Origin of the sequence: Citrobacter sp. wls708 (assembly GCF_005281255.1) — a bacterium.
Classification (GTDB): Bacteria; Pseudomonadota; Gammaproteobacteria; order Enterobacterales; family Enterobacteriaceae; genus Citrobacter; species Citrobacter werkmanii.
Window position 1 is genome coordinate 366,921 of sequence record NZ_SZXE01000023.1, and the last position, 22,925, is coordinate 389,845.

The 22,925-nt window shown below is 52.5% G+C and carries 20 protein-coding genes; 10 read left to right on the forward strand and 10 right to left on the reverse strand.

Annotation, left to right across the window (positions count from 1 at the left end; genetic code table 11):
* The first annotated feature begins 5 nt into the window (after positions 1–5).
* From ftsZ to mutT, 5 genes are all read left to right on the forward strand, one after another.
* On the forward strand, positions 6–1,157 hold the full coding sequence (ftsZ, locus tag FDW97_RS17300) for a cell division protein FtsZ (RefSeq protein ID WP_003018753.1): 1,152 nt from the start codon (positions 6–8) through the stop codon (positions 1,155–1,157).
* Positions 1,158–1,257: 100 nt separating this feature from the next.
* Positions 1,258–2,175: a UDP-3-O-acyl-N-acetylglucosamine deacetylase gene (gene lpxC, locus FDW97_RS17305; RefSeq protein WP_006686706.1), complete on the forward strand. Its 918-nt coding sequence runs from the start codon at positions 1,258–1,260 to the stop codon at positions 2,173–2,175.
* Positions 2,176–2,457: 282 nt separating this feature from the next.
* Entirely contained in the window at positions 2,458–2,964 is a 507-nt protein-coding gene (gene secM / locus FDW97_RS17310; protein WP_038637228.1) for a secA translation cis-regulator SecM, read from the forward strand.
* Positions 2,965–3,024: 60 nt separating this feature from the next.
* Positions 3,025–5,730 carry a preprotein translocase subunit SecA gene (gene secA, locus FDW97_RS17315; RefSeq protein WP_038637231.1) on the forward strand — a complete coding sequence of 902 codons (2,706 nt, stop codon included), beginning with the start codon at positions 3,025–3,027 and terminating at the stop codon, positions 5,728–5,730.
* Between the two features lie 56 nt (positions 5,731–5,786).
* Positions 5,787–6,176 carry an 8-oxo-dGTP diphosphatase MutT gene (gene mutT, locus FDW97_RS17320; RefSeq protein ID WP_038642991.1) on the forward strand — a complete coding sequence of 130 codons (390 nt, stop codon included), beginning with the start codon at positions 5,787–5,789 and terminating at the stop codon, positions 6,174–6,176.
* 90 nt (positions 6,177–6,266) lie between these two features.
* Here the strand turns inward: mutT and yacG are convergent, their stop codons facing one another.
* The 3 genes from yacG to coaE are packed head-to-tail and all read right to left on the reverse strand — an operon-like array spanning position 6,267 to position 7,834.
* Positions 6,267–6,461: a DNA gyrase inhibitor YacG gene (gene yacG, locus FDW97_RS17325; RefSeq protein ID WP_003018740.1), complete on the reverse strand. Its 195-nt coding sequence runs from the start codon at positions 6,459–6,461 to the stop codon at positions 6,267–6,269.
* Between the two features lie 9 nt (positions 6,462–6,470).
* Complete coding sequence (gene zapD, locus FDW97_RS17330) at positions 6,471–7,214, reverse strand: cell division protein ZapD (RefSeq protein WP_038637234.1); 744 nt, start codon at positions 7,212–7,214, stop codon at positions 6,471–6,473.
* Positions 7,214–7,834 (reverse strand): dephospho-CoA kinase, encoded by a 621-nt coding sequence (gene coaE / locus FDW97_RS17335; RefSeq protein ID WP_038637237.1) that lies wholly within the window; start codon positions 7,832–7,834, stop codon positions 7,214–7,216. The genes zapD and coaE overlap by 1 nt, the downstream gene beginning before the upstream one ends.
* Positions 7,835–8,059: 225 nt before the next feature.
* Here coaE and FDW97_RS17340 point away from each other — a divergent pair, with 225 nt between their 5' ends.
* On the forward strand, positions 8,060–9,103 hold the full coding sequence (locus FDW97_RS17340) for a GMP reductase (RefSeq protein ID WP_038637240.1): 1,044 nt from the start codon (positions 8,060–8,062) through the stop codon (positions 9,101–9,103).
* 34 nt (positions 9,104–9,137) lie between these two features.
* Here the strand turns inward: FDW97_RS17340 and hofC are convergent, their stop codons facing one another.
* The 4 genes from hofC to nadC form a co-directional block, all read right to left on the reverse strand.
* Positions 9,138–10,340: a protein transport protein HofC gene (gene hofC, locus FDW97_RS17345; RefSeq protein ID WP_137351404.1), complete on the reverse strand. Its 1,203-nt coding sequence runs from the start codon at positions 10,338–10,340 to the stop codon at positions 9,138–9,140.
* Positions 10,330–11,712 carry a type II secretion system protein GspE gene (gene gspE, locus FDW97_RS17350; RefSeq protein WP_137351378.1) on the reverse strand — a complete coding sequence of 461 codons (1,383 nt, stop codon included), beginning with the start codon at positions 11,710–11,712 and terminating at the stop codon, positions 10,330–10,332. The genes hofC and gspE overlap by 11 nt, the downstream gene beginning before the upstream one ends.
* 9 nt (positions 11,713–11,721) lie before the next feature.
* Entirely contained in the window at positions 11,722–12,159 is a 438-nt protein-coding gene (ppdD, locus tag FDW97_RS17355) for a prepilin peptidase-dependent pilin (RefSeq protein WP_038637249.1), read from the reverse strand.
* A gap of 225 nt (positions 12,160–12,384) precedes the next feature.
* Positions 12,385–13,278, reverse strand: coding sequence for a carboxylating nicotinate-nucleotide diphosphorylase (nadC, locus tag FDW97_RS17360; RefSeq protein WP_085048304.1), 894 nt, complete (start codon positions 13,276–13,278; stop codon positions 12,385–12,387).
* 87 nt (positions 13,279–13,365) lie between these two features.
* Here nadC and ampD point away from each other — a divergent pair, with 87 nt between their 5' ends.
* Together ampD and ampE are read left to right on the forward strand one after the other, a co-directional pair.
* The gene (ampD, locus tag FDW97_RS17365; protein WP_038637254.1) at positions 13,366–13,929 is read left to right on the forward strand and encodes a 1,6-anhydro-N-acetylmuramyl-L-alanine amidase AmpD; all 564 of its coding nucleotides are present in this window, start codon (positions 13,366–13,368) and stop codon (positions 13,927–13,929) included.
* Positions 13,926–14,780 carry a beta-lactamase regulator AmpE gene (ampE, locus tag FDW97_RS17370; protein ID WP_137351379.1) on the forward strand — a complete coding sequence of 285 codons (855 nt, stop codon included), beginning with the start codon at positions 13,926–13,928 and terminating at the stop codon, positions 14,778–14,780. Before ampD ends, ampE begins: the two co-directional genes overlap by 4 nt.
* A 91-nt stretch (positions 14,781–14,871) precedes the next feature.
* Here ampE and FDW97_RS17375 read toward each other — a convergent pair whose 3' ends face one another.
* The 3 genes from FDW97_RS17375 to aroP all read right to left on the reverse strand — a co-directional run bounded on the left by FDW97_RS17375 (position 14,872) and on the right by aroP (position 18,759).
* Positions 14,872–15,822: a family 43 glycosylhydrolase gene (locus FDW97_RS17375; RefSeq protein WP_137351380.1), complete on the reverse strand. Its 951-nt coding sequence runs from the start codon at positions 15,820–15,822 to the stop codon at positions 14,872–14,874.
* A complete protein-coding gene (locus tag FDW97_RS17380; protein ID WP_042312300.1) occupies positions 15,822–17,228 on the reverse strand; it encodes a glycoside-pentoside-hexuronide (GPH):cation symporter in 1,407 nt (468 codons plus the stop codon). Before FDW97_RS17380 ends, FDW97_RS17375 begins: the two co-directional genes overlap by 1 nt.
* Before the next feature lie 157 nt (positions 17,229–17,385).
* The gene (aroP, locus tag FDW97_RS17385; protein ID WP_087857667.1) at positions 17,386–18,759 is read right to left on the reverse strand and encodes an aromatic amino acid transporter AroP; all 1,374 of its coding nucleotides are present in this window, start codon (positions 18,757–18,759) and stop codon (positions 17,386–17,388) included.
* Between the two features lie 565 nt (positions 18,760–19,324).
* On the opposite strand from aroP, the gene pdhR reads away from it, so the two are divergent.
* Both pdhR and aceE read left to right on the forward strand, forming a co-directional pair.
* Entirely contained in the window at positions 19,325–20,089 is a 765-nt protein-coding gene (pdhR, locus tag FDW97_RS17390) for a pyruvate dehydrogenase complex transcriptional repressor PdhR (protein WP_003018699.1), read from the forward strand.
* 162 nt (positions 20,090–20,251) lie between these two features.
* Positions 20,252–22,915, forward strand: a complete 2,664-nt coding sequence (aceE, locus tag FDW97_RS17395; protein WP_038637266.1) for a pyruvate dehydrogenase (acetyl-transferring), homodimeric type — start codon at positions 20,252–20,254, stop codon at positions 22,913–22,915.
* Positions 22,916–22,925 lie beyond the last annotated feature (10 nt).

Here is a 22,925-nt window from a genome sequence, read left to right on the forward strand (position 1 = left end):
AAACTATGTTTGAACCTATGGAACTAACCAATGACGCGGTGATTAAAGTCATCGGCGTCGGCGGCGGCGGCGGTAATGCCGTTGAACACATGGTGCGCGAGCGCATCGAAGGTGTTGAATTCTTTGCGGTGAATACCGACGCTCAGGCGTTGCGTAAAACGGCGGTTGGACAGACCATTCAAATTGGTAGCGGCATCACCAAAGGTCTGGGCGCGGGTGCAAACCCGGAAGTCGGTCGTAATGCGGCAGACGAAGACCGTGAAGCTCTGCGAGCAGCGCTTGACGGTGCAGACATGGTGTTTATCGCAGCAGGAATGGGCGGCGGTACCGGAACCGGTGCTGCGCCAGTGGTTGCTGAAGTGGCAAAAGATTTAGGTATCCTGACCGTTGCTGTCGTGACTAAGCCTTTCAACTTTGAAGGCAAGAAGCGTATGGCATTCGCGGAGCAGGGTATCACCGAGCTGTCCAAGCACGTTGACTCACTGATCACCATCCCGAACGACAAGCTGCTGAAAGTACTGGGTCGCGGTATCTCTCTGCTTGACGCTTTCGGCGCGGCGAACGACGTACTGAAAGGCGCAGTCCAGGGTATCGCTGAACTGATCACGCGTCCGGGCCTGATGAACGTCGACTTTGCAGACGTGCGCACCGTGATGTCCGAAATGGGCTACGCGATGATGGGCTCCGGCGTGGCAAGCGGTGAAGACCGTGCGGAAGAAGCGGCTGAAATGGCTATCTCTTCTCCGCTGCTGGAAGATATCGATCTGTCCGGCGCGCGCGGCGTGCTGGTCAACATTACTGCGGGCTTCGACCTGCGTCTGGATGAATTCGAAACCGTCGGTAACACCATCCGTGCCTTTGCATCGGATAACGCGACCGTGGTTATCGGTACCTCTCTGGACCCGGATATGAACGACGAACTGCGCGTGACCGTTGTTGCGACTGGAATTGGTATGGACAAGCGTCCTGAAATCACTCTGGTAACCAACAAGCAGGTCCAGCAGCCGGTAATGGATCGTTACCAGCAGCACGGTATGGCGCCGTTGACGCAAGAGCAAAAACCGGTTGCGAAAGTGGTTAACGACAATACGCCGCAAACCACCAAAGAGCCGGATTATCTGGATATCCCTGCGTTCCTGCGTAAGCAAGCTGATTAAGAATTAGCTGGAATTTGGGAATTGTGGCTCTTTGTGCTAAACTGGCCCACCGAATGTATAGTACACTTCGGTTGGATAGGTAATTTGGCGAGATTATACGATGATCAAACAAAGGACTCTTAAACGTATCGTTCAGGCGACTGGCGTCGGTTTGCATACCGGCAAAAAAGTCACCCTGACATTACGCCCTGCGCCGGCCAACACCGGGGTCATCTATCGTCGCACCGACTTGAATCCTCCGGTAGATTTCCCGGCCGATGCCAAATCTGTGCGTGATACCATGCTCTGTACGTGTCTGGTCAACGAGCATGATGTACGGATTTCAACCGTTGAGCACCTTAACGCTGCTCTGGCGGGCTTAGGTATCGATAACATCGTTATTGAAGTTAACGCCCCGGAAATCCCGATTATGGATGGCAGTGCCGCTCCGTTCGTCTATCTGCTGCTTGATGCGGGTATTGAAGAACTGAGCAGCGCCAAAAAATTTGTTCGCATCAAAGAGACCGTTCGTGTCGAAGATGGCGATAAGTGGGCTGAGTTTAAGCCGTACAATGGTTTCACGTTGGATTTCACCATCGACTTTAACCATCCGGCAATCGACTCCAGCACGCAGCGCTACGCGATGAACTTCTCTGCGGATGCGTTCATGCGCCAGATCAGCCGCGCGCGTACTTTCGGCTTCATGCGTGATATCGAATATCTGCAGTCCCGCGGCCTGTGCCTGGGCGGCAGCTTCGATTGTGCCATCGTTGTTGACGATTATCGCGTATTGAACGAAGACGGCCTGCGTTTTGAAGACGAATTCGTTCGTCACAAAATGCTCGACGCGATTGGTGACTTGTTCATGTGTGGTCACAACATTATTGGTGCATTCACCGCGTATAAATCCGGTCATGCATTGAATAATAAATTGTTGCAGGCGGTCCTGGCGAAACAGGAAGCCTGGGAATATGTGACCTTCCAGGACGATGCAGAACTGCCGTTGGCGTTCAAAGCACCTTCGACCGTACTGGCATAACGACATACGCTGTCGCATAAATTCGACTGGTTAATCTGGCACTCTCTCCGGCCAGGTGAACCAGTCGTTTTTTTATTTTCCGATTGCAAATCACCTTCCCTGAAGCGACTTTCTCCCCACCGGCAGAGTAAAATAGCGTTCGATCGCTGCTTTCTTAAGCATATTTACCCGCGACTTGCGTCATTACTGCTGTGGTGCGAACGCATTAATGGTAATATTTGTGCGCAAAAAATGGTTTTGCATATGTAACCCCAAACGCAGGGTATATCAGGTGGCAATAACGTGAGTGGAATACTGACGCGCTGGCGACAGTTAGGCAGACGGTACTTCTGGCCGCATCTCCTGTTGGGGATGGTCGCGGCTAGTTTTGGCCTGCCCGCGCTCGGTAATGCAGCTGAACCTAATACCCCCGCGAAGGCGACCGCCAGCAATCACGATCAAGGCGCTAAAGTTAACTTTAACCAGCTTGCTTTGCTGGAAGCGACCAATCGCCGCCCGAATTTTACCGTCGACTACTGGCATCAGCATGCTATTCGTACGGTTATTCGCCATCTTTCTTTTGCTATGGCTCCTCAGGCGCTGCCCGTTGCCGAAGAGCCGTTGCCAATCCAGGCGCACCATCTTGCGTTATTGAATACGCTCAGCGCGATGCTGACGCAAGAAGGCAGACCGCCAGCGACCGTGAGTCGCGTGACATACTCTCATTTTACCTCTCAGGCCGCGTTTAGCGTTCCGGTCTGGATCAGCCAGCTGCAGGGTATCCGCGCTGGCCCTCAACGCCTCAGCTAAAAAAGAACCTTCCAACTTATAATTTTTGACTCCGCATCGCGGGGCGTTTGAGATTTTATTATGCTAATCAAATTATTAACAAAAGTATTCGGTAGCCGTAACGAACGTACGCTGCGTCGTATGCGTAAAGTGGTCAATGTCATCAACGCCATGGAACCGGAGATGGAAAAACTCTCCGATGATGAGCTGAAAGCAAAGACTGCGGAATTCCGCGCCCGTCTGGAAAAAGGCGCCAGCGTTGAGAGCCTGATCCCGGAAGCGTTCGCGGTGGTTCGCGAAGCGAGTAAGCGTGTGTTCGGCATGCGCCACTTCGACGTTCAGCTGCTGGGCGGTATGGTGCTTAACGATCGCTGCATCGCGGAAATGCGTACCGGTGAAGGTAAAACCCTGACCGCAACGCTGCCGGCGTACCTGAACGCGTTAAGCGGGAAAGGCGTACACGTGGTTACCGTGAACGACTACCTGGCCCAGCGTGACGCCGAAAATAACCGCCCGCTGTTTGAATTCCTCGGCATGACTGTCGGTATCAACATGTCTGGCCTGCCAGCGCCAGCTAAGCGTGAAGCTTATAATGCCGATATTACCTACGGCACCAACAACGAATACGGCTTTGACTACCTGCGTGACAACATGGCGTTTAGCCCGGAAGAGCGTGTTCAGCGTAAACTGCACTATGCGTTGGTCGATGAAGTCGACTCCATCTTGATCGATGAAGCGCGTACGCCGCTGATCATTTCCGGTCCGGCTGAAGACAGCTCGGAAATGTATAAAAAAGTGAACAAAATCATCCCGCATCTGATCCGTCAGGAGAAGGAAGATTCCGACACTTTCCAGGGTGAAGGCCACTTCTCCGTTGATGAGAAAGCGCGCCAGGTTAACCTGACCGAACGTGGTCTGGTGCTGATTGAAGAACTGCTGGTGAACGAAGGCATTATGGATGAGGGCGAGTCGCTGTACTCTCCGGGCAACATTATGCTGATGCACCACGTAACTGCCGCACTGCGCGCGCACGTGCTGTTTACCCGTGACGTCGACTACATCGTGAAAGATGGCGAAGTTATCATCGTCGACGAACACACTGGTCGTACGATGCAGGGGCGTCGCTGGTCCGATGGCCTGCACCAGGCTGTTGAAGCGAAAGAAGGCGTGGAGATCCAGAACGAAAACCAGACGCTGGCATCCATTACCTTCCAGAACTACTTCCGTTTGTACGAAAAACTGGCCGGTATGACCGGTACTGCAGACACTGAAGCGTTTGAATTCAGCTCCATCTACAAACTGGATACCGTGGTCGTTCCGACCAACCGTCCGATGATCCGTAAGGATTTACCGGATCTGGTGTACATGACCGAAGCGGAAAAAATTCAGGCGATTATTGAAGATATTAAAGAGCGTACCGCTAATGGCCAGCCGGTGCTGGTGGGTACTATCTCCATTGAAAAATCGGAAGTGGTCTCTAACGAGCTGACCAAAGCAGGCATTAAGCACAACGTGCTGAACGCCAAGTTCCACGCCAGCGAAGCGGATATCGTCGCCCAGGCGGGTTATCCGTCAGCCGTCACTATTGCGACAAACATGGCGGGTCGTGGTACCGATATCGTGCTGGGTGGTAGCTGGCAGGCGGAAGTTGCCGAGCTGCAAGACCCAACTCCGGAACAGATCGCCCAGATCAAAGCTGATTGGCAGGTTCGTCATGACGCGGTGTTAGCGGCCGGCGGTTTACATATTATCGGTACTGAGCGTCATGAATCTCGTCGTATCGATAACCAGCTGCGTGGTCGTTCCGGTCGTCAGGGTGATGCGGGTTCGTCTCGTTTCTACCTGTCGATGGAAGATGCGCTGATGCGTATTTTTGCCTCTGACCGCGTGTCCGGCATGATGCGTAAACTGGGTATGAAGCCGGGTGAAGCGATTGAACACCCATGGGTGACGAAAGCGATTGCAAACGCGCAGCGTAAAGTGGAAAGCCGCAACTTCGATATTCGTAAGCAACTGCTGGAATATGATGACGTTGCTAACGATCAGCGCCGCGCAATCTACACCCAGCGTAACGAACTGCTGGATGTCTCTGACGTTAGCGAAACCATTAACAGCATCCGCGAAGACGTCTTCAAAGCGACGATTGATGCCTATATTCCGCCGCAGTCTCTGGAAGAGATGTGGGATATTCCGGGTCTGCAGGAGCGCCTGAAAAACGACTTTGATCTGGATATGCCGATTTCAGAGTGGCTGGATAAAGAACCTGAGCTGCACGAAGAAACGCTGCGCGAACGTATTCTGGCAAACGCGGTAGAAGTTTATCAGCGTAAAGAAGAAGTTGTGGGCGCAGAGATGATGCGTCACTTCGAAAAAGGCGTGATGCTGCAAACGCTCGACTCGCTGTGGAAAGAGCACCTGGCGGCGATGGATTACCTGCGTCAGGGTATTCACCTGCGTGGTTATGCGCAAAAAGATCCGAAGCAGGAATACAAGCGTGAATCCTTCTCTATGTTTGCATCAATGCTGGAATCACTGAAGTATGAAGTGATCAGCACCCTGAGCAAAGTTCAGGTACGTATGCCAGAAGAAGTAGAAGCGATGGAGCAGCAGCGTCGTGAAGAAGCTGAGCGTTTAGCGCAGATGCAGCAGTTGAGCCATAAAGGCGACGATGCCGCCGCGGCAGAAGAGATGGCAGCACAAACCGGCGAGCGTAAAGTGGGTCGTAACGATCCGTGCCCTTGCGGTTCCGGCAAAAAATACAAACAGTGTCATGGCCGTCTGAGCTAAGAAAATAACTTATTGAAAAGGCGCAGACTTCTGCGCCTTTTTTATGGACGATGAAAATGAAAAAATTGCAGATCGCCGTCGGGATTATTCGTAACCAGCACAATGAAATTTTTATCACCCAGCGTGCGGCGGATGCCCATATGGCAAATAAGCTGGAATTCCCCGGCGGGAAAATTGAAGCGGGTGAAACGCCAGAGCAGGCGCTGATTCGCGAACTACAGGAAGAAGTTGGGATCACACCGACTCAGAATTCACTGTTCGAAAAGCTGGAGTATCAGTTTCCGGACCGGCACATTACGCTGTGGTTCTGGCTGGTGGAAAGCTGGGAAGGCGAACCGTGGGGAAAAGAGGGGCAACCGGCGCAGTGGATTGCGCAAGATGCTCTGAATGTGGAGGACTTCCCGCCCGCGAATGCCCCGGTAATTGAAAAGCTGATTGCGGGCTAAGGGTGTTCGTAGGCCTGATAAGCGCAGCGCCATCAGGCAAAACAACATACAACGCCGGATGCGGCGTTGCTTTATCCCGTTTTAGCAGAATTATTTCTGCTCTTCACTCCAGTCGTCGCTTTCCGACAGATCGCCAGAGCTGGGGATACGTTTCTCTTCTGCGGCCCACTCACCCAGATCGATTAACTGGCAGCGTTTGCTGCAGAATGGGCGAAACGGACTGACTTCAGCCCACACCACGGGTTTACCGCAGGTTGGGCAGTTGACGATGGTTTGTTCAGACATGTTGACTCCTTAACAGCACGCCAGATCAAAATCGAGACGCTCAGGCACCTGGCCATTCTCGCTATCCAGCGGCATAAAACGAATGGCAAAACGGCTCTTATGACCAGAAATTTGCGGATAAAGCTGCGAATCCAGCGGCAGCTGCAAGCGCAGCAAATCGGCATCTTCGCCGTTGTCCTGGTAAAAACCATTCAGGCTGGTTTGTTTACGAAACGGCGCCGAGTTACGAATTAAATCCAGCACCAGCGACAACGCCTGGTTGAGTGGATTCAGGCTGGCAAGCCAGGTTTCAACCTGCGCGTCGCGTTGCGGCTGTGGTAAATGTAACCAGATATGCAGGGTGGGGAGATCGAAACTGCAGCATCCGCCAGGAATGCTTAAACGCTGACGCACGAGGCCAATCAGGCGATCTTCACGCAGCGTTTGTCCAATGCGTGGGGCCGAAATCAGAATGCTGCCCGCGCTTTTTAACTGTTGGCGCAATGCGTCGATTCTGCTTTGATCGACGCCGGGAACTTCAACCCAGGCCTGGAGTTTACGCTGTTGTCGTTCAAGTTCTTTCAGGAGTTCGGTGCGAACTTCACCGCGTTCAAAGACATCCAGTAAATCGCCGATATTACGGAAAAAATGCAGTGCGCCTGCATGGTCTGCAATAGGTAAATTAACGGAGAGCTGTTGGATCAAAAACTCTATGCGCAGCCATGTACGCATCTTCTCATTGAGAGGGTGTTCAAAAAGGACCTGGGTGTGCATTACGGTTTTTCCTGTGAGACAAACTGCAACGCGCATTGCAAATAGAGCGCGTGCAGGCGGGCGACATCCGAGGCGATGGCTTCCGGTGCGCCATTATTATCAATAACATCGTCTGCCACGGCCAGACGCGCTTCACGTGTAGCCTGGGCAGCAAGAATTTTTTCAACATGCTCGCGCGTCACATCATCACGCTGCATGGTTCGTCTGAGCTGGGTCTCGGGGGTGACATCCACCACCAGCACGCGGTTGGCTTTTTTATACAGCGAATTCTCTACCAGCAACGGGACAACCCATAACAGATAGGGCGAGGTCGCTTGATCAAACTGACGCTGTGTTTCCTGCTGAATAAGCGGATGGAGCAGTGCATTAAGCCAGCTTTTTTCCTCAGGATTAGAAAAAATACGTTCGCGTAAAATGCGTCGCTGTAGCGACCCGTCCGCGGCTATCACGTCGGAACCAAAATGTTCTTCAATCGCCATGAGGGCAGGCGTACCTGGTTCAACCACCTGACGCGCAATGATATCTGCATCAATCACGTTTATTCCGAGGTCAGCGAACGCATTTGCAACGGTGCTTTTACCACTGCCAATGCCGCCGGTTAAGGCTACTGTATACCTCATAGATGCAGATCCTGGAGTTTAAGTTTGATTATCAAACAGTTAAAAGTTAAGCGCGCGAAGGCGAGGCTGCTGCAGGATTAACCTACTATTCGCCAGGTAAATTTATGGGATTGTAGCGTAAAAAAAGAGAATTTCGCAGTCTTGCGCGGCATTGATTAGTGCGTATGATAGCGTCACTGGAGTTGTGAGTTTCGATTTTTCGCCATTAACCCCAGGAATCCGCACATGCGTATCGAAGAAGATCTGAAGTTAGGTTTCAAAGACGTTCTTATCCGCCCTAAGCGTTCTACTCTCAAAAGCCGTTCCGATGTTGAGCTGGAACGTCAATTTACCTTTAAGCATTCAGGTCAGACCTGGTCCGGCGTACCAATTATCGCTGCGAACATGGACACTGTCGGGACGTTTGCCATGGCAAAGGCGCTGGCATCCTTCGACATCCTGACCGCTGTGCACAAACACTATTCTGTTGAAGACTGGTCTGCCTTTATCGCGGATAGCTCTGCCGATATCCTCAAGCATGTGATGGTTTCCACCGGCACGTCTGACGCAGATTTCGAAAAAACCAAACAGATTCTGGCGCTCAACCCGGCGCTGAACTTTATCTGCATTGATGTGGCAAATGGCTACTCTGAGCATTTTGTTCAGTTTGTGTCAAAAGCGCGTGAAGCATGGCCGACGAAAACGATCTGTGCGGGCAATGTGGTTACCGGCGAAATGTGTGAAGAGCTGATACTTTCCGGTGCGGACATTGTCAAAGTCGGTATTGGGCCTGGTTCTGTATGTACCACGCGTGTAAAAACCGGCGTTGGCTATCCGCAGCTCTCTGCAGTGATTGAATGTGCCGATGCAGCCCACGGTCTGGGCGGTATGATTGTCAGCGACGGCGGCTGCACAATGCCGGGCGACGTGGCAAAAGCATTCGGCGGCGGTGCGGACTTCGTTATGCTCGGCGGCATGCTGGCCGGTCATGAAGAAAGTGGCGGCAAAATTGTTGAAGAGAACGGTGAGAAATTCATGCTGTTCTACGGTATGAGCTCTGAATCTGCCATGACACGTCACGTAGGTGGTGTTGCACAGTACCGCGCTGCAGAAGGTAAAACCGTTAAGCTGCCGCTGCGTGGTCCGGTTGATAATACCGCTCGCGATATCCTCGGTGGCCTGCGTTCAGCTTGTACTTATGTAGGCGCCTCCCGTCTGAAAGAGCTAACCAAACGTACAACGTTTATTCGTGTACAGGAACAAGAAAACCGCGTTTTCAATAGCCTGTAACATGATGAAGCTGGCGTGTGGTAATGCGCCAGCTTCATCCTACGCCGCTCATTGCATCTCCCAAATGGAAAATCGGTAAATACATCGCGACAACCAGCGTACCGATGATCAAACCCGTAATGACCAGTAACGCGGGCTCAAGTAGCGCAGCCAGATTTTCCGCCTGAGACAGCGTTTTCTCCCCGTGATGGTGGGCGAGATTACGCAGCATTGCATCCAGCGAACCGGATGCTTCCCCCGTTCTTACCAGCTGTATACATAATGGACTGAATTCGCCGCAATTTTTCAGCGCCAACCAGACAGGTTTCCCGGCGCTGATATCGTGATGAACCTGCGCTAAACGTTGAGACCAGAAAGGGCTGGCAAGCGTTTCACTAACACTCTCAAGACCCTGTAAAAAGGGAATGCCAGCGTTTTGTGTTAACGCCAGAACGGTAAAGATCTGTGCGAGTTTTTGCCCTCTGACCATTGCTCCTGTAACAGGGAGCCCAAGCAACCATTTCTGACTCAGAATGCGCCAATACGGTTTCTGTTTGATCACATGATATGTCATAACCGAGAGCATCGTGAATGCTATCGCCAGCCACCCCCATTGGCTGCTGTAGTGGGCGATGGCAATCATCCCCCGAGTGAGCGCTGGTAGTGGGGTGTTAAACGTTTGGTAGATGGCGGCAAACTCAGGGAGCACAAACTGCAGCATCGCAAATACGACTATTACCGCCATCGTGATGATGATAATCGGATAGCGCAGGGCTTTTTTAACTTTATCAGCGAGTTGCTGCTGGTTTTTTTGCTGTCTGGCGAGTTCAAAACAGCAATCATCCAGCTTACCTGTAAGCTCTCCGGTACGGATCATCGCCTGATAAAGTGGCGGAAAAACGTGTTGCCATGTTGCGAGTGAGGTGGAGAGGGAAACGCCCTGCTCCATATCGTGAGCCAGCGTGCGCAGGAGCGCCTGCCACTGGCTGCTGGGATGCTGTTCAGCCAGCAGGGTTAGCGCTGCCGAGAGTGTTAGCCCTGCTTTCAGTAAGGTTGCCAACTGATGTATGATTTCGGCGCTTCTTTCACGGCTCCAGTGAGAGTTTTTGACACGGATACGTTTAATACGTAACGGCGTGATATGCCGCTGCTCCAGCGCTTGTATCAGCGAGAGTCGGGTATCAGCCCATAATACTCCTTCCGACGGCTCACCTTCGTTGTTAATGCCTTGCCAGCGCCAAAGCTGTTTAGCTGACATGCGGCATGCCCAGTACGCGAATAAGTTCTTCATATGTCGTTAAGCCTTGTTCGACAGCCTGACAGCCATTCTCGAAAAGCGTACGCCCAGATAGCTGAGCATCTGACTCGACCCCGTCTGCGGATGTGTCACTGGCGATGCTCTGGCGTAATGCAGGTGTCACCGGGAGCACTTCAAACAATGCGGTACGACCATAAAAGCCGTGATAACAATGTTCGCAACCAGGCGCATGCCAACGTGGCAGTGGCATGCGCCAGATGACTTTGGGGAGCGTAATGGATGTCTCCAGGCGTTGTCGGCAATGGGGGCATAGCTTTCTGACCAGGCGCTGGGCAATGACGAGCGTCAGCGCGGAGGCGATCATCCAGCGCGCAACCCCCATTTGCTGCAGGCGTACCAGCGTTTCACTGGTGGAATTAGTATGCAGTGTTGACAGAACCAGATGACCGGTTTGTGCCGCCTTAAGCGCTATTTCAGCCGTTTCGCCATCGCGGATTTCGCCGACCATAATGATGTCGGGATCCTGGCGCAGCAGAGCGCGCAATACGCCCTGAAAAGTAAGACCTGCGCGTGGGTGAATTTGTGTCTGGTTAAGGCCTGCGATGGGGATCTCTACCGGATCCTCTACGCTACAAAGATTCACCTCTGATGTATTTCGGGTTTGTAGCGCGCTGTACAGGGTGACCGTTTTACCACTCCCGGTAGGCCCGGTAACCAGAATCAGCCCTTGAGGCTGCTGCAACGCTTGCGAAAATGCTGCCAACTGCGCGTCCTGCATGCCCAGCGCGGTGATATCCAGTGTCTGATCGACCTGATGAAGTAGCCGTAGTACAACCTTTTCACCCCAGCGACAGGGCAAGGTGGAGATACGAAACGAGATGGGTTGTCCTGAAATCTCAATGGTAAATTGTCCGTCTTGTGGCAGCCGGTGCTCGGCAATATCCAGGCTGCCTAATACTTTTAATCTTGCGGTGATAGCGATGCCCATCTCAGTTGTGACTTCCGGCAAAGCGTGTAATACGCCATCCACGCGTAATCTGATCTGATAGCGATGTTCCGCTGGTTCAAAGTGAATATCAGAAGCCCGTTGCGCCAGGGCGGATTGAAACGTCTGATTCAGCAACCCGGCTGCGGTGGCGCTGCTTTCAGACACTATGACCGGTAACATTTTCTGTGGCGTATGCGTGTGGCCTTCCATTTGCTGGCGCGTCCAGCAAACAATGTCGATACGTCGGGTGGTGGCAAAATGCAGGGCGTTCAGCAGCTCATGGGACGGTGCATCCACCACGGCGATGTGCACTACTTCATTGTCTGCATCGAGTAATATTCCCTGATAACGTTGGCATAGCGCCGTGAGTTGCGTGGTATTCATCTCTTTTCCTTAGTACGTGTCGAAGCGGAAAACGTCTTCGCAAGCCTGTTGTAGTGCGCTGTCATTTGGAATGGCGCAGTTACGGTTCCAGCCGGTAATACCGTTGGCATTGTCCCAACCCGGCGTCATCGTGATGCTTAGCCCATTCAGGCTTTCCTGGCCTGTGAGGCTGACAACGCCTTTTTCAACCCTCATGCCTGAGACATAACGGGTGGTTGTGGGGGAGGGAATGCCATTGGTCCCGGCATCGCAAGTCTCTGTTCCACCATGCTCCAGCGCACAGAGCTCGACCGCGGTGCGATAGGGGACAAAGGTTTGCAGCATGTCTGTCAGGGCGGCTTTGCGCAGATAGTTTTGATAAGCCGGAATGCCGATGGCGCTAAGAATGGCAATGATGCCAATGACCACCATCAGTTCGATAAGCGTGAAGCCTCGTTGTTTATCCATTGTTGATTCGCTCCTGAGTTAGCTGGCGCTACTTTGGCAAATCGAACGGATCTTAGGCGAGAGACAAAAAACAGAACGGGAAAGCGGGTTCAGAGGATTTTTACGAAATTACAGGATCAGACAACGTATTTGCGAAGGGGCTCGAAGAAACTGCCGGATGACGGCGTAAATGCCTTATCCGGCTGGGGGGTGGCCCGATAAGCGAAGCGCCATCGGGCCTTGCAATTAACGAAAACGCATGGAGAGATCGAGCGCGCGGACGTGCTTGGTCAGTGCGCCAACGGAGATAAAGTCCACACCGGTTTCGGCAAATTCGCGCAGCGTTTCATGGGTGACGTTACCCGAGACTTCCAGACGCGCCTGGCCGTTGGTGCGTTTTACCGCTTCGCGCATTTGCTCAGTTTCGAAGTTATCGAGCATGATGATGTCCGCCCCGGCTTTCAGTGCGTCGTCCAGTTCTTCCAGGCTTTCAACTTCAACTTCAACAGGCACATCCGGATGCAACCAGAAGGCTTTTTCAACAGCCTTACGTACCGAACCAGAAGCAATAATGTGGTTTTCTTTAATCAGGAAGGCGTCAGAAAGCCCCAGGCGATGATTCGCGCCGCCGCCGCATAACACGGCATATTTCAGGGCGGTACGCAGCCCTGGCAGCGTTTTACGTGTATCCAGTAGTTGGGTTTTTGTCCCCGCCAGCAGATCGACGTATTTACGCACCTCGCTCGCCACGCCCGAAAGCGTCTGTACAAAATTAAGTGCGGTACGTTCGCCGGTCAGCAGTACGCGGGAAGGGCCGTCCAGCTCAAACAGCGGTTGATTAGCCTTAATGCTGTCGCCATCTTCGACATGCCAGGTGATGTTGACATCATCGCCAGCCAATTGAATAAAGACCTCTTCCACCCAACGTTTCCCGCAAAAAACGCCATTTTCTCGGGTAATCACGGTGGCGTGGGAACGCATATCTTCGGGTAAAAGCTGTGCGGTGATATCGTTATTGGCATCAACTTCTCCGCCTAAATCTTCGCGCAGTGCCTGAGCTACAGCGGCAGGGATATCCAGATTTATGCGTTCCAACAGCGCGTCACGTCGGTAGTCAGGGTTATAGCGGCGAGGCGGCATGATAAAACTCCAAATTGCTAACGAATCATAAGGTAGAAACATGCTACCCTGAACCTGATATGAGCACCACCAATAAGGAGATTCTGCATGTTGTTAGACGAGGGCTGGCTGGCAGAGGCGCGACGCGTTCCCTCTCCTCATTACGATTGCCGCCCGGATGACGAAACCCCTTCTCTGCTGGTGGTGCATAATATCAGTCTGCCGCCCGGCGAGTTTGGCGGCCCGTGGATAGACGCGTTATTTACCGGCACGATTGATCCCAAGGCCCATCCTTTTTTTGCTGAGATCGCCCATTTGCGCGTCTCAGCCCATTGTTTGATCCGCCGTGATGGTGAGATTGTGCAGTACGTCCCTTTTGATAAACGCGCCTGGCATGCGGGCGTGTCAAATTATCAGGGGCGTGAGCGCTGTAATGATTTTTCAATTGGTATTGAGCTGGAAGGAACGGATACGCTGGCCTATACCGATGCACAGTATAAGCAACTGGCCGCCGTGACGAATGCACTGATTACGCGTTATCCGGCCATTGCCAACAATATGACTGGACACTGTAATATTGCCCCCGAACGTAAGACCGATCCCGGGCCGTCTTTTGACTGGGCAAAATTTCGCGCCCTGGTCACCCCCTCGTCGCACAAGGAGATGACATGACGTTGTTTACAACATTACTGGTGTTGATTGTTGAACGCTTGTTTAAGCTGGGTGAGCACTGGCAGCTTGATCATCGGGTGGAAGCTTTTTTCCGCAGAATTAAGCACTTCTCGATGATGCGTACGGTGGGCATGACCCTGATTGCAATGGGGCTGACATTCCTGCTGCTGCGCGCGGTTCATGGGCTGCTGTTTAACGTTCCGTTGCTGGTGGCGTGGATCTTAATTGGCTTGCTGTGCATCGGCGCAGGCAAGGCGCGTCTCCACTATCATGCCTATTTGCAGGCGGCCGCTCGCGATGACGCACATGCTCGTGAGGCGATGGCCAGCGAGCTGACGCTTATACATGGGGTTCCGCCGGATTGCGATGAGCGCGAGTTCTTGCGCGAGCTGCAGAACGCGTTGTTATGGAACAACTTCCGCTTTTATCTGGCGCCGTTATTCTGGTTGATTGTCGGTGGTCCTTGGGGACCGGTGACGCTGGTTGGTTATGCCTTTTTACGCGCCTGGCAGTCCTGGCTGGCGCGCTATCAGACGCCGCATCAGCGTCTGCAATCGGGTATTGATGCGATCCTGCATGTGCTGGACTGGATCCCGGTTCGTTTGGCTGGCGTAGTCTATGCGTTGCTGGGACACGGCGAGAAAGCGTTGCCGGCCTGGTTTGCCTCACTGGCGGATCTGCATACTTCGCAATATCAGGTGTTAACGCGTCTGGCGCAGTTCTCTCTGGCGCGTGAACCGCATACTGATATAGTCGAAACGCCAAAAGCGGCTGTTTCAATGGCGAAGAAGACCTCTTTTGTGGTGGTGGTGATTATCGCGTTGCTCACCATTTATGGCACATTAGTGTAGCGTTGTGCCGGATGGCGCTAACGCTTATCCGGCCTGGAATGGAAAACGTGTAGGCCCGGTAAGCATTAGTGCCACCGGGCAGTGCAACGGCTTAGATCGTATCAGCAGGCGGGATGCCAAAATCGGGCATCCCGTTTTCGTCCCAGCGCACCAGTTTCAGACGCGTATGGCGGTTTGGATCGTACAACGGATCGCCTTCAATCTCGGTGTAATTTCTCGCGTGGTACACCAGTACATCTTCACCATCCGGCGTTTGCGTAAAACTGTTGTGTCCCGGTCCATACTGGCGATTTTCATAGCTGGTGGTAAAGACCGGGCGCGGTGATTTATGCCAGTTCTGCGGGGTGAGCGGATCGTCGTTGAGGCCAATCCACAGTAACCCCATACAGTAATTCTCATCGGTGGCGCTGGCCGAATAGCTGATAAACAGCTTGTCGCCATGCACCATGACTGCCGGACCCTCGTTGACCCAGAAACCCCGGCATTCCCAGTCATACTCAGGATGGCTGAGCATGACCGGCTCGCCTTTAATCGTCCATGGGTTTTCCAGCTCTGCGAGATAAATATTGGAATTTCCGGCGATATCCGGCGATTTCTGTGCCCACAAATACCACTGTTTCCCCTGATGATTAAAGGTGGTGGCGTCCAGGGCGAAGGTATCAAACTGCGTTTTAATCTGGCCTTTCTCTGTCCACTTGCCGGTCAACGGATCGGCGTCTGCGCACTCCAAGGCAAACATGCGGTGCTGGAACATCCCCAGCTTATCAAGCGCCTGAGTATGGGTAGCGGCAAAATAGATGTACCACTTCCCTGCCAGATGATGAAGTTCCGGCGCCCAGATGAGTTGGCTCATAGGACCACTTTCCGGCTTATGCCAGACGACAACGGGAGTGGCGGAGCGCAATCCCTCCAGAGAGTCGGCCCGACGAATCTCCAGTCGGTCATATTCTGGCACTGACGCAATGAAATAGTAGTGGCTACCGTCGCGTAAGATAAACGGATCGGCGCGTTGTTCGATAAAGGGATTTGGCCACTGTTTCATTAGGCTTTCCTTACGGGTTCAGTCGTTTTTATATCGTGGTATTCATTGAGTTCACGGTAGTTGGTACGGCGTTTTTCCAGATCGGTCTGGATTTGCTGCATAAACTCGCGGTCAACTTTTAGCAGGCGAACCACGCCTGCGGTAATCAGATAACCTACGCCAGGTATGATGGTGAACAGCAGCATAATACCGTTAATGGCGGAGTCGCTTTGCGCTTTCGCCCCTGCGTCGTAGCCGTACCAGGAGAGCAGGAATCCTACCATCGCCCCGGCAATTGCCAGGCCCAGCTTGAGGAAAAACAGGTTACCGGAGAAACTGATCCCGGTGATGCGCTTACCGGTTTTCCACTCACCGTAGTCATCGACATCCGCCATCAACGACCAGTGCAGCGGGGAAGGGATCTGATGCAGGATGTTGAGCAGGAAGTAGAGCACCATAATCATCATGGTGGCTTTCGGGTCGAAGAAATAAAATGCAGCGGAGAAAATCGCCAGGATGATGTTGGTCCAGAAGAACACCTTCAGTTTGCACCAGCGATCGGTTAATACCTTCGCCAGCATGCTGCCGATCATCATGCCGACGACGCCGAGGCTGATAAACAACGTGGCGAACTGCGTGCTTTGTTGCATAACCCACGTAACGTAGTACATGGTGGCGGCCATGCGAATAAAGCCCGGGCAGACGTTGCACAGGGTTAACAGCAGGATTTTTACCCACTGGTCGTTCTTCCACACGTCTTTCAGGTCGGCTTTTAAATCGTCGTTAGTCTGCACGGCGGGGCGAACGCGTTCACGGACTGATGCAAAGCAAAACAGGAACATACACATGCCGATGAAGGCGAGTACCGCCATCGCCATCTGATACCCTTTAGCTTTGTCTTCCCCGCCAAACCAGTCGGCCATCGGCAGCAGGGTAAGGGAGAGCAGCAGGGTTGCGATTCCTACCAATACAAAGCGATATGACTGGCAGGCGACGCGTTCCTTGGGATCGTTGGTGATAACGCTGCCGAGCGAGCAGTAGGGAATGTTGATCGCCGTATAGGTAATGGAGAGCAGGAAGTAGGTGACGAAGGCATAGATAACCTTGCTGTTATACGTCCACTCAGGGGTGGTAAACATAAGCACGCTGAATAATGCGTAAGGGAAAGCCATCCACAAAAGCCATGGACGAAATCGACCATATTTACTGCGTGTGCGGTCGGCCATCGCGCCCATTATAGGGTCGGTAACGGCATCGATAACGCGTACTGAGAGCAGTAATACGCCGACCAGGGCAGGCGCAAGACCAAAAATATCGGTGTAAAAATAGTTAACAAACAACATGATGGCGCCAAAGATGATGTTGCATCCGGCGTCGCCCATTCCATAGCCGATCTTTTCTTTCACCGTGAGCTTACTGGTTTCCATCAACTGCACTCCATTAATGAGATATGGAGAGAATTATTGTCTGGTACCGGTGTTTTTACGTTGCAGGATAACGCCGCTGATATGGACGAAACAGTCGTGAGTGGGAAAGTGTGAGGCAGGTAACAACCCCCACCTGGTCCAGGTGGGGGAGGGAGGTTTAATGCGCTTTAACCGCGCGGGCCGTTTTCTGCTTGCACAGATAGCCGATGCCAAGAATACCAATCCATACCGGGATTAAGTACACCGAGATCGCCATGCCCGGCGTCATCAGCATAATCACCAGCACTGCGGCCATGAACAGCAGGCATACCCAATTACCCAGCGGGTAGAACAGCGCCGGGAAGCGAGTGGTTACGCCCTGCTGCTGTTTGGCTTTGCGGAACTTCATGTGCGCCAGGCTGATCATCGCCCAGTTGATCACCAGGGCGGAAACCACCAATGCCATCAGCAGGCCAAAGGCGGATTCCGGCGCCAGATAGTTGATCAGCACGCACAGAGCCGTTACCAGCGCAGAGACCAGAATAGTGTTCACCGGTACGCCGCGTTTGTCGACGTTCATCAGCGCTTTCGGCGCATTACCCTGCTGCGCCAGACCGAACAGCATACGACTGTTGCAGTATACGCAGCTGTTATAGACAGAAAGGGCGGCGGTCAACACCACGATGTTCAGCGCATTGGCAACAAAGGTGTCGCCCAGCTCGTGGAAAATAAGGACAAACGGGCTGGTATCAGCGGTGACGCGCGTCCACGGCATCAGGGAAAGCAGAACCGCCAGCGAACCGACATAGAAAATCAGGATACGGTAGATAACCTGGTTAGTCGCTTTGGGAATGCTTTGCTCCGGGTTATCGGCTTCTGCCGCGGTGATGCCGACCAGTTCCAGCCCACCAAAGGAGAACATGATAATCGCCATCATCATCACCAGACCGGTGAAGCCGTGCGGCAGGAATCCCCCCTGGCTCCACAAGTTGCTGACGGTGGCCTGTGGGCCGCCGTTGCCGCTAAACAGCAGCCAGCCGCCGAACAGGATCATGGCGACTACGGCGATGACTTTAATAATGGCAAACCAGAACTCCATCTCGCCAAACACCTTCACGTTGGTCAGGTTGATGGCGTTGATCAGCACGAAGAAGGCCGCCGCAGAAACCCAGGTTGGGATCTCCGGATACCAGAACTGAATGTATTTACCTACGGCAGTTAGCTCTGCCATGGCAACCAAAACGTACAGTACCCAATAGTTCCAGCCGGAAGAGAAACCCGCGAAACCGCCCCAGTATTTATAGGCAAAGTGGCTAAAGGAGCCTGCAACCGGCTCTTCAACGACCATTTCACCGAGCTGGCGCATGATCAAAAAGGCGATAAAGCCGGCAATAGCGTAACCCAGGATAATCCCCGGTCCTGCAGACTGGATAACGGATGCGCTACCGAGGAATAACCCGGTACCAATCGCGCCACCCAGCGCGATTAGCTGTATATGGCGGTTTTTAAGGCCGCGCTTGAGCTGATCGCCATGCGGTTGACTTTCCATCATTAAACCTCGTGTGTGGTTTTACTCTTCATAATTTCGAGTACTTATTTTTTGAACTACGCAGCAATGCGTGTGTAAGTTTGCAATTCCGTTTGTTGTATTAATTTGTTTACAGATGCCAATAAGGAAATGTTGCCTAAATACTTTTGTCTTTAACAGAATAATGTTATGCGGGCGCGAATGCACCTGCTTTATGCGAGGGTGTTGACGAGTTGAATAAAAAGAAACCATTTGTAAATGCGAGTTTAACTACCACAAAATTTCCATTATGAATTTTTATTCATAAATTTTGCTTATTAACTCGATAATTAAGTGGGTGAATCGGTTCAGATAATATATTTTTTCGTTTAAATTAGGTTAAAACTACCCCGTGGTGGGTAAATTTAACATTTGTGCATAGTTACATGTTTGAAACGTTATTTCTGTAATGTTGTTAAAATATGCCTCCTTTACTGATTTCAATCAAAACCTGTATGGACAGAAGGTGAATACTTTGTTACTTTAGCGTCAAGAACATGAAATTGGTAAGACCAATTGACTCCGGGCAAATGGCTTAAGACAGGAAATCATGGCCTACAGCAAAATCCGCCAACCAAAACTCTCCGATGTGATTGAGCAGCAGCTGGAGTTTTTAATTCTTGAGGGGACACTTCGCCCCGGAGAAAAACTCCCACCGGAACGCGAGCTGGCAAAACAGTTCGACGTCTCCCGCCCCTCCTTACGCGAGGCGATCCAACGCCTTGAAGCGAAGGGGTTACTGCTTCGTCGTCAGGGCGGCGGCACTTTTGTACAGAGCAGCCTGTGGCAAAGCTTTAGCGACCCACTGGTAGAGCTGCTCTCTGACCATCCTGAATCCCAGTTTGACCTGCTTGAGACGCGCCATGCGTTGGAAGGTATTGCAGCCTATTACGCTGCATTACGTAGCACGGATGAAGACAAAACGCGTATCCGTGAACTCCACCATGCGATCGAGCTTGCGCAACAGTCCGGCGATCTGGACGGCGAATCCGATGCCGTACTCCAGTATCAAATTGCTGTCACCGAAGCCGCACACAATGTGGTGCTGCTCCATCTGCTAAGGTGTATGGAGCCGATGCTGGCCCAGAACGTTCGGCAAAACTTCGAATTGCTGTATGCGCGTCGCGAGATGCTGCCGCTGGTAAGCAGTCATCGTACCCGTATCTTTGAAGCAATCATCGCCGGGAAGCCTGAAGAGGCGCGTGAAGCGTCTCACCGTCACCTGGCGTTTATCGAAGAGATTTTACTGGACAGAAGCCGTGAGGAAAGCCGTCGAGAACGCGCCTTACGCCGTCTGGAGCAACGAAAGAATTAGTGATTTTTCTGGCAGAACGTTAACCAGAAGATGTTGTAAATCAAGCGCGAACTAAAAGCGCGGCAACTAAACGCAGAACCTGTCTTATTACGCTCTCTGGCGAGAACGTAATGGGACAGGTTCCAGATAACTCAACGTATTAGATAGATAAGGAATACCCCCATGTCAGAACGTTTCCCAAATGACGTGGATCCGATCGAAACTCGCGACTGGCTACAGGCGATCGAATCGGTCATCCGTGAAGAAGGTGTTGAGCGTGCTCAGTATCTGATCGACCAACTGCTTTCAGAAGCGCGCAAAGGCGGCGTGAAAGTAGCGGCAGGTGCAGGGGCCAGCAATTATGTCAACACTATTGCCGTTGAAGATGAGCCGGAATACCCGGGTAATCTGGATCTGGAACGTCGTATCCGTTCTGCTATCCGCTGGAACGCCATCATGACCGTACTGCGCGCGTCTAAAAAGGACCTTGAGCTGGGTGGCCACATGGCATCCTTCCAGTCCTCCGCAACGGTATATGATGTTTGCTTCAACCACTTCTTCCGTGCACGCAACGAGCAGGATGGCGGCGACCTGGTATACTTCCAGGGTCACATCTCTCCGGGTATCTACGCACGCGCATTCCTGGAAGGTCGTCTGACCGAAGAGCAGATGAACAACTTCCGCCAGGAAGTTCACGGCAAAGGCCTGTCTTCCTACCCGCACCCGAAACTGATGCCGGAATTCTGGCAGTTCCCGACCGTTTCTATGGGTCTGGGCCCAATCGGTGCTATCTACCAGGCTAAATTCCTGAAATATCTGGAACACCGTGGCCTGAAAGATACCTCTAAACAAACCGTTTACGCCTTCCTCGGCGACGGCGAGATGGATGAGCCAGAATCTAAAGGTGCGATCACTATCGCGACCCGTGAAAAACTGGACAACCTGGTCTTTGTTATCAACTGTAACCTGCAGCGTCTTGACGGCCCGGTCACCGGTAACGGCAAGATTGTTAACGAACTGGAAGGCATCTTTGCAGGTGCTGGCTGGAACGTTATCAAAGTCATGTGGGGCGGTCGTTGGGATGAGCTGCTGCGTAAAGACACCAGCGGTAAACTGATCCAACTGATGAACGAAACCGTTGACGGCGACTACCAGACCTTCAAATCCAAAGATGGCGCATACGTACGTGAGCACTTCTTCGGTAAATACCCGGAAACCGCAGCCCTGGTTGCTGACTGGACCGATGAGCAGATTTGGGCTCTGAACCGTGGTGGTCACGATCCGAAGAAAGTCTACGCTGCACTGAAAAAAGCGCAGGAAACCAAAGGCAAAGCAACTGTAATCCTCGCCCATACCATTAAAGGTTACGGCATGGGTGACACTGCTGAAGGTAAAAACATCGCTCACCAGGTTAAGAAAATGAACATGGACGGCGTGCGTTATATCCGCGACCGTTTCAACGTTCCAGTGACCGATGAGCAGGTTGAAAACCTGTCTTACATCACCTTCCCGGAAGGTTCTGAAGAGCACACTTATCTGCACGCCCAGCGTCAGAAACTGCATGGCTACCTGCCTGCTCGTCAGCCGAACTTCACCGAGAAGCTGGAACTGCCGGCTCTGGAAGACTTCGGTGCGCTGCTGGAAGAGCAGAACAAAGAAATCTCCACCACTATCGCGTTCGTTCGTGCCCTGAACGTGATGCTGAAGAACAAGTCGATCAAAGATCGTCTGGTTCCGATCATCGCTGACGAAGCGCGTACTTTCGGTATGGAAGGTCTGTTCCGTCAGATCGGTATCTACAGCCCGAACGGTCAGCAGTACACCCCGCAGGACCGTGAGCAGGTTGCTTACTATAAAGAAGACGAGAAAGGTCAGATCCTGCAGGAAGGTATCAACGAACTGGGTGCCGGCGCATCCTGGCTGGCTGCTGCGACTTCTTACAGCACCAACGATCTGCCGATGATTCCGTTCTACATCTACTACTCCATGTTCGGGTTCCAGCGTATCGGCGACTTGTGCTGGCAGGCAGGCGACCAGCAGGCTCGCGGCTTCCTGATTGGTGGTACTTCCGGTCGTACTACGCTGAACGGCGAAGGTCTGCAGCACGAAGATGGTCACAGCCATATTCAGTCTCTGACTATCCCGAACTGTATCTCTTACGATCCGTCTTACGCGTACGAAGTTGCGGTCATCATGCACGATGGTCTGGAGCGTATGTACGGTGAGAAACAAGAGAACGTTTACTACTACATCACCACCCTGAACGAAAACTACCACATGCCGGCAATGCCAGCAGGCGCCGAGGAAGGTATCCGTAAAGGTATCTACAAACTCGAAACCCTCGAAGGTAAGAAAGGTAAAGTTCAGCTGCTGGGCTCCGGTTCTATCCTGCGTCACGTGCGTGAAGCTGCCCAGATCCTGGCGAACGATTACGGTGTGGGTTCTGACGTGTACAGCGTAACCTCCTTCACTGAACTGGCGCGTGATGGCCAGGATTGTGAGCGCTGGAACATGCTGCACCCGATGGAAACGCCGCGCGTTCCGTACATCGCTCAGGTAATGAACGACGCACCGGCAGTAGCATCTACTGACTATATGAAACTGTTTGCCGAACAGGTTCGTACTTATGTACCGGCTGATGATTACCGCGTACTGGGTACTGACGGCTTCGGTCGCTCTGACAGCCGTGAAAACCTGCGTCACCACTTCGAAGTTGATGCTTCCTACGTGGTTGTAGCGGCCCTGGGCGAACTGGCTAAACGTGGCGAAATCGATAAGAAAGTGGTTGCTGACGCAATCACCAAATTCAACATCGATGCAGATAAAGTTAACCCGCGTCTGGCGTAAGAGGTAAAAG

Excerpts from the sequence above, each read along its gene's own strand:
- ftsZ (WP_003018753.1), top strand. The coding sequence starts at position 6 with ATGTTTGAACCTATGGAACTAACCAATGACGCGGTGATTAAAGTCATC.
- lpxC (WP_006686706.1), top strand. The coding sequence starts at position 1,258 with ATGATCAAACAAAGGACTCTTAAACGTATCGTTCAGGCGACTGGCGTC.
- secA (WP_038637231.1), top strand. The coding sequence starts at position 3,025 with ATGCTAATCAAATTATTAACAAAAGTATTCGGTAGCCGTAACGAACGT.
- mutT (WP_038642991.1), top strand. The coding sequence starts at position 5,787 with ATGAAAAAATTGCAGATCGCCGTCGGGATTATTCGTAACCAGCACAAT.
- yacG (WP_003018740.1), bottom strand. The coding sequence starts at position 6,461 with ATGTCTGAACAAACCATCGTCAACTGCCCAACCTGCGGTAAACCCGTG.
- zapD (WP_038637234.1), bottom strand. The coding sequence starts at position 7,214 with ATGCACACCCAGGTCCTTTTTGAACACCCTCTCAATGAGAAGATGCGT.
- coaE (WP_038637237.1), bottom strand. The coding sequence starts at position 7,834 with ATGAGGTATACAGTAGCCTTAACCGGCGGCATTGGCAGTGGTAAAAGC.
- FDW97_RS17340 (WP_038637240.1), top strand. The coding sequence starts at position 8,060 with ATGCGTATCGAAGAAGATCTGAAGTTAGGTTTCAAAGACGTTCTTATC.
- hofC (WP_137351404.1), bottom strand. The coding sequence starts at position 10,340 with ATGTCAGCTAAACAGCTTTGGCGCTGGCAAGGCATTAACAACGAAGGT.
- gspE (WP_137351378.1), bottom strand. The coding sequence starts at position 11,712 with ATGAATACCACGCAACTCACGGCGCTATGCCAACGTTATCAGGGAATA.
- ppdD (WP_038637249.1), bottom strand. The coding sequence starts at position 12,159 with ATGGATAAACAACGAGGCTTCACGCTTATCGAACTGATGGTGGTCATT.
- nadC (WP_085048304.1), bottom strand. The coding sequence starts at position 13,278 with ATGCCGCCTCGCCGCTATAACCCTGACTACCGACGTGACGCGCTGTTG.
- ampD (WP_038637254.1), top strand. The coding sequence starts at position 13,366 with ATGTTGTTAGACGAGGGCTGGCTGGCAGAGGCGCGACGCGTTCCCTCT.
- ampE (WP_137351379.1), top strand. The coding sequence starts at position 13,926 with ATGACGTTGTTTACAACATTACTGGTGTTGATTGTTGAACGCTTGTTT.
- FDW97_RS17375 (WP_137351380.1), bottom strand. The coding sequence starts at position 15,822 with ATGAAACAGTGGCCAAATCCCTTTATCGAACAACGCGCCGATCCGTTT.
- FDW97_RS17380 (WP_042312300.1), bottom strand. The coding sequence starts at position 17,228 with ATGGAAACCAGTAAGCTCACGGTGAAAGAAAAGATCGGCTATGGAATG.
- aroP (WP_087857667.1), bottom strand. The coding sequence starts at position 18,759 with ATGATGGAAAGTCAACCGCATGGCGATCAGCTCAAGCGCGGCCTTAAA.
- pdhR (WP_003018699.1), top strand. The coding sequence starts at position 19,325 with ATGGCCTACAGCAAAATCCGCCAACCAAAACTCTCCGATGTGATTGAG.
- aceE (WP_038637266.1), top strand. The coding sequence starts at position 20,252 with ATGTCAGAACGTTTCCCAAATGACGTGGATCCGATCGAAACTCGCGAC.